The sequence below is a fragment of the Candidatus Zixiibacteriota bacterium genome (assembly GCA_020853795.1).
Lineage (GTDB): Bacteria > Zixibacteria > MSB-5A5 > CAIYYT01 > CAIYYT01 > JADJGC01.
This window is the reverse complement of sequence record JADYYF010000213.1, coordinates 1-6,214: the sequence shown is the minus strand read 5'-3', so window position 1 is coordinate 6,214 and position 6,214 is coordinate 1. Positions and strand designations below refer to the sequence as shown.

5 protein-coding genes are annotated in these 6,214 nt (G+C 58.8%); all 5 read right to left on the bottom strand.

The features are described from left to right. The coding region (locus IT585_15380; GenBank protein ID MCC6964632.1) for an aminotransferase class I/II-fold pyridoxal phosphate-dependent enzyme at nucleotides 1–601 on the bottom strand (601 nt) is incomplete at its 3' end. Continuing rightward, a complete protein-coding gene (locus IT585_15375; protein ID MCC6964631.1) occupies nucleotides 570–2,987 on the bottom strand; it encodes a glycosyltransferase in 2,418 nt (805 codons plus the stop codon). The genes IT585_15380 and IT585_15375, both read right to left, overlap by 32 nt. Continuing rightward, complete coding sequence (locus IT585_15370; protein MCC6964630.1) at nucleotides 2,980–4,020, bottom strand: radical SAM protein; 1,041 nt, start codon at nucleotides 4,018–4,020, stop codon at nucleotides 2,980–2,982. Before IT585_15370 ends, IT585_15375 begins: the two co-directional genes overlap by 8 nt. Next, the gene (locus IT585_15365; GenBank protein MCC6964629.1) at nucleotides 4,010–5,065 is read right to left on the bottom strand and encodes an NAD-dependent epimerase/dehydratase family protein; all 1,056 of its coding nucleotides are present in this window, start codon (nucleotides 5,063–5,065) and stop codon (nucleotides 4,010–4,012) included. The genes IT585_15370 and IT585_15365 overlap by 11 nt, the downstream gene beginning before the upstream one ends. Further along, nucleotides 5,058–6,116 carry a GNAT family N-acetyltransferase gene (locus IT585_15360; GenBank protein ID MCC6964628.1) on the bottom strand — a complete coding sequence of 353 codons (1,059 nt, stop codon included), beginning with the start codon at nucleotides 6,114–6,116 and terminating at the stop codon, nucleotides 5,058–5,060. Before IT585_15360 ends, IT585_15365 begins: the two co-directional genes overlap by 8 nt. Between the last annotated feature and the right edge of the window lie 98 nt (nucleotides 6,117–6,214).

The following is a 6,214-nucleotide window of genomic DNA, read 5'->3' as shown; positions in this document are numbered from 1 at the left end:
GCCGCTCGTCGTTCGGATCGTTGCCGACAATCATTCCCCCTTCGCCGGTCGTGATCGACTTGCGTGGGTGAAACGAAAAGCACCCCACGCGGCCGAACGTGCCGCTTGGCCGACCCTGAACTGTCGCGCCCAATGAACAGGCCGCGTCCTCAATCAACGCGATACCGCGTCGCTCACAGATCTCCAGCAGTCTCGGCAATTCCGCCGCCAGACCAAACAAATTGACCGCTATCACCGCGCGCGTGTGCCGCGTGATCAGCGATTCCACCCGCTCGACACTAATGTTGAACGTCTGCCGGTCAATGTCGGCAAACACCGGCGTCGCCCCACATTGCTCGATCGCAGCAGCAGTGGCGATCCACGTCAGCGACGGCACGATCACCTGATCGCCCGCCTTCAGATCAAGTGTCCGCAGCGCCAGGTGGAGCGCCGTCGAGCACGACGACACCGCGACTGCCCAGCGCGTGCCCACAAACTCTCGCACTGCGGTCTCGAGCTCGGCCACCTTCGGTCCTTGCATCACCCAGCCCGATTTCAGGACCGCCGCGACTTCCCGCTGCTCGTCTTCGTCAAACAGCGGCTGTGACAGTGGTATTTGCATATCTACTCAGCGTCGTAAATTCCGTGACCAAGCGCAGGTAATCGGTGACCGACTGCGGCGCGCGACAATTGTAAAGATTCTTGATGGTCTCAAGCTCCGGCACCCGCACGGTCGTGAAATTCATGACTTGCACCGCGAAGCGATGCTGCTCGATTAACGACCGCAGCAACGGCTCTAACGACGTTGCGTCATCAATATTGACGACGCTGATCACGTTCTCAGACATCACCTGCTCGAGGTGCGCAATCGAATCGCAGCGATGATTCCGCACATTCAACCGAATCTTGCCGGCGCGATAGATCTCCGTCTCGCCTTCCGGCAGCCACGCACATTGGCCTAACGTGGCGATATCCAATACAACAAAATTCGACACGTTGTTGAAGCACTTGCTGGCAAACCACGGCAACTCCTGGTAGATCGGTGGCAGACAGGCATGTGTCGGAGGATCAAACTCCGCCGGGTTGCAGCGCTCCGTGATCTTATGCATCATCGTGTCGTATTCCTCGAACGCACCCAAGTATTTCCGCGCCTGTTGCAGCCAGTGATAAGCATTGTAGAAGTAGGCGTACCACAGATGATCCGTCTCGTCGTACTCGGCGCCGGTATACATCGTGCCGGTGAATTTACGCCGTCCATGTTCCAACAGCGCGCACGCGACGCCAAAGAACGCCTGCCCGACTTGCGTGGGCAACGGCGCGTCGGCCGCCACGTCAAGCACGCTCAGCGGCGAATACATCAGTATCATCGCGTTGACATAGTTCTGCGTCGACTTGCTCCGGTCAAACAGCCCGCGCGCCGAACTAAATGTGCTGCCGGCGTGCACCGCGTAACGGTACAGCGGCTCGGGCAAGTGGATCATCTTGATCCGCCGCAGGTGCGGCAGATAGTATGTATTCAAGAAGCGCCGGGAATAGGTCTCTTCATAGATCTTGGCGTACAATTCGCGCCGACAGAAGAATACTTCAGGAATCTTGTTGCCGTCGGCAAACAGCAGATCGCGCAGCAGGTCGCGGTTCGCATAGTAGTTGCGATATGTCCACTCGCCGCGGGAATGACCGTCGGTATCGGTAATCGCCAGATCGCAGTAGATCAAATCCACCGCCTTCCGCTGCCGCCACCCGACGAATTTCTCCACGGCGTCATCGGCGAGATCGTCATCGTCGCTGAACACCAACACATACTCGCCATCCGCATGACGCGCCGCCGTCGCCATCGCGCCGGCGTTGCCCTGGTTCGTCTCGTTGCGCACATACCGCACCTGCGGCAACTGTTGGCTGACTTGCTGCATCACTTTGTCGGTGTCGTCCGGCGAACAATCGTTGACGACGACGATCTCCAGGTTCCGGTACGTCTGTTGCGCCAACCGCGTCAACGTTCTCTGGAGCAGCCTGGAGCGATTATATGTCGGCAACAGGATGCTCACCTTCGGTGCTTCCGGTCGTGCGCATTCGCCGATCAGTTCGCAGAAACCTGCCAGATGTCTGGCGACATCGTGCTTCTCGCTCGCCAGCTTGCGCCAGGTCTGCGGTTGCCACGGCGCATGACAGAGCATCTCCGCCGCGTGGTCCGCAGCCGCGAACAACACCACCTCCGGAAAGGTCTGCTCCGCGCCGAAGTATAGATTCACCACCGGCTGTACGCCGAGCGCCATCGCCTGCAGCATCGTTGCCTCGCACTGCGGCGTGCCTGCCGTCGCGATTAGAGCATCCTTGTCCGTCAGCCACGTTGACAGATTCTCCGGCGCAGTCTCAAATTCAAATTGCGCCGCCAGCTCCAGCGCTTGAATCTGCGTTTCGAAAAACAACTGCAGCGCCGTCGACTCAAACTCGCCCGCCACGATAATCTTGGTACCGGCACTGCGCCGTTTCAGCATCGCCGCAATCTGAATCAGTAGAGTTGCGTTGTTGTCGTGGCGCAACGGTCCGACAAAGGCCACCCGTCCGGTCCGCTGTTTGCGCGCCACATTGACGGTCGGGATCGCCGCCGCCGGCGGCAGCGCCGTTACCCGTGCCATCGACTCGATCCGGTCAAACCGCTCGAACAGCATCGCTTCCGTCGCCCTGTTCGAAATGACGAGATCGTCGAAGAACTCCCACTTGCAGGCGTCTGCATTCGTATCAAGAATCTCCGCGCCGCGAATCCGGCAAATCACGCGCGCGCGGTGAAGAAAGGGCTGCTGCGACAGCTCGACCGCCGGCGTATCGAACCCGTCGATCCAGATGGTAACATCCTGATCCAGCAGGGCACGAATGGCGTCCGCATCGCGCGCAAGATCGACGCGACAATCGAGTCGCCCTTCCGCTGCGGCGGCATTCACGTATGGCGACAGGTAGACGCGCGAATCGTGATCTTTCGCGAAGACGTAAAATTGTCGGCCCTTAGACATCGACTGCCTGCTCGGTGGTAATGCGCGCCGTGTCCTTGCCCGCCCGGTCCTCGGCAAACAGCCGGTCGATTACGGTGCGGTAATCAAAGTCCCACTTCAATCCAAACCAGTCGGTGCAGTGCTTGCAGATGCCGATCTTGGCAAACTCGTGATCGAGGTGAATCCGCCGCAGTTGATCGTACCGCTCCGACTGCCAGATTTCTTTAATCGTCATCTTGCTCAAATCAAAGTCGCGAAACGCGCTCTGCTCGCGCCAGTCGGCGACGCAAAATCGCGGCCGCCCGTGCGAGCTGATCGCGATCCGGTTCCACAGCAGCGAACACGGCCACCGATACTGCTCCTTGTCCATCTTAAGCGTGGAGGAATTCACCATCCCCTTGACCGTCAGATATGTCCGCACGACCACATCGTCGACGATCGGCGTCCAGAATTTCCGGAACGACTCCAGCTCCCCTGGCTCCAGCGTATCCTGGTCGATCATGTTGACCACAATCCGCAGGTTCGGGTTCATCTTTTTGTTCTTCAGCAGGAACAGCACGTTGCTGTAAACTTCAACAAAGTTGCCCTGCAAACGGATCTTCTCATACGTCGTCTTATACAGGCTGTCGAGACTGAAATCGATTACCAGCCGCGTGTCCGATGGCTTCAGAATCGCCTCGGCAATCGGTCGCGTCAGCGCCGATCCGTTCGTGACGATCGTGGCAATCTTCACTCCGCGATCCTTGATGTACTTGATTGCCGGGGCAATATGCTTATACAAAAATGGCTCGCCGTCACAGGTAATTCGCAGCGTCGAACCGTGCTCCGCCACCTCGTCGATGATCCGCGCGAAAATATCCCAATCGAGTTGATTCTGCTGATAGTCCGGCACGAACTTGGTGATGTCGTGCTGCGGACAATGGATGCAGCGGAAATTGCAGATGTTGATCAGGTCGAGATGCACCATGTTCGGGAACTCGCGATCGGCCTCATTGGCGAAACCGTAAAATTCCCGCCACGGTGCCGCCGTGTGCCCGCGATCGTTACCCGACATGCGCCAGACCCCGCTGCGGCGTCGTTCGCACGGCCGGCTTCTGCTGCAGGCGCATCTTGGCGCGATACCACTCGATCGTGCGCAGCAATCCGTCTTCGAGTTCCACCTGCGGTTCGAAGCCGAGAATCTCGCGCGCCTTGTGAATGTCCGGAATCCGCACTTCCACGTCCGGCGAGGTCATCTCTTTGAACTGGAGGCCCGAACGCGAGCCCGCCAGCCGGATCACTTCGCGCGCCAGATGATAGATGGTCACCGTGCTCTTGGGATTCCCGATGTTGAAGGCGTGGCCCACCGCGCGGTCGTTGCGCAGAATCTCCAGCAGCGCATCCAGGATGTCGTCGATATAGCACCAGGCGCGAATCTGGCTGCCGTCCGAATGGATCGTCAGCGTTTGCCCCTGGATCGCGTTGACGACGAAATGATGAATCGCACCCTCGCCCACCTGTCCCGGCCCGTAAATATTGAACGGCCGCACGCAGACGATCGGCAGCCCGTACTTGCTGAAGAAACTATTCGCGAAGAACTCGCCGGTCAATTTGCTGATCGCGTACGACCAGCGCGCCTCGCCGACCGTCAACTCCGGCTTGAGCTTCGCTTCGGTCACTTTGTAGGCATAGGCGCCGAAGACCTCACTCGTTGAGAAGTCGATCACGCGTTCGAGATGCGGCTGCGCCTCCAGGCATGTCGTAAAGACGTTGTAGGTGCCGATGACATTGACCTCCATCGTCGTCACCGGATCGCGCAGGACCGAATCCACTCCGGCCACGGCGGCCGCATGGATGACGATGTTCGCGCCGTCAATCCCCGACCGCAGCGCCTCGCGGTCCCGAATGTCCCCTGTGACCACGGTCACATTCGGATGCGCGGTCAACAGCGGCTTGTCGACGATCGAGTTGCGCTTGAAGTTGTCGAAGATGATGATGCGATTTTGGTCCGCCAGCCGCTCCGCCAGCGCCGAGCCGATAAAACCCGCCCCGCCGGTGATGAAGATGATCTTGCCCGCAATCGCCTTGTCTTTCTGTTCAGTCGCGGAATTGTTATGCATGGACGACTTCCCTGTCCTGCGCCGTTGCGCCTTGGTTGGTCAAAGCCGCAAACGGCAGATAGAAGTGAAATTTGTACTCTTCCTTAATTTGATCGACGGATCGACTCAGAACTTGATCGCGGCTGTTCAAGACCGCGATCAGGTAGCGCTGCGGCAATTCCTGCGCTCCCCAGGCGGCTTTGAACTGCGCCAACTCCGGCTGACTGTTGGGAGAAGCCTGCAAATTGAGATATCGTAAGCCCGCCAACTTGGCCCAGCACAGCAGATAGTGGAAGCTCGCGGTCGAAGCTTGCGTCTCGTCACAGTCGCGGTCAAACATGCTCAGGTAGTAGTCGGCGCAGTAATCATTGTTGACCACGATGATCCCACCCAAATACTTTTCGCCTGTCCTGGCACTGATCAATCGGCAGCCCCCGATCGGCGACAGATGCCGGAACATCAGCTCGAAATAGCGCAACGGCAAGATCGGCGCCTGAAGTTCCCGGCAGCGCTTGGCATAGATCTCATGCCAGCGGCCCAAATCATCGGGGTACGTTGAAGCTGAGATGTCAACCTGCGCCTCCGCCGCCTTTCGCAGATTGCGGCGCAAGTTATTGCGAAACTTGGAGGTCGTCCCCGTCAGCAATTCCTGGCGCAGCTCGATGACGTGGATGCGTCCCGTCGCCGAATACTCAAACTGCCCAGTCCATGCATCCAGTGATGGCACAATCGGCGTGCTACAGATCGATAGGACGTTGGTGCTTGCAGCAAAGTGTTCGATTGCCGCCTTCATGCACGCCGTCTGCTCCTCACGACTAACTTCGGGCAGAAATATCGGCCCTGCATAGCTCGCCGGATACGGCAGCGACTGCACCAGATCGCGGTACTGCAGCGCGCGCAGAAGCCCCGCCGGGTTACCATCAATACAGAATTGGATCGAGCAGTCCCGCTCACCGGAGAATTCCGCAATGAAGTCAAACCAGGCTTGTGAGTTCTGCATCAGATGCGGCTTCCCCGCGAGTACCTTCGACGCGACCTCCGGGACGATCGGCTCAACCGCAATCCGCGCCATACTTATCGTGCCTGCTGGGTCTCTTGTCGAAATCGCGCCAGCTCTTCGAGCATGCGCTGCGCCGGCTGGAAATTGCGGTCGTACTCCAGCGCCTTGCG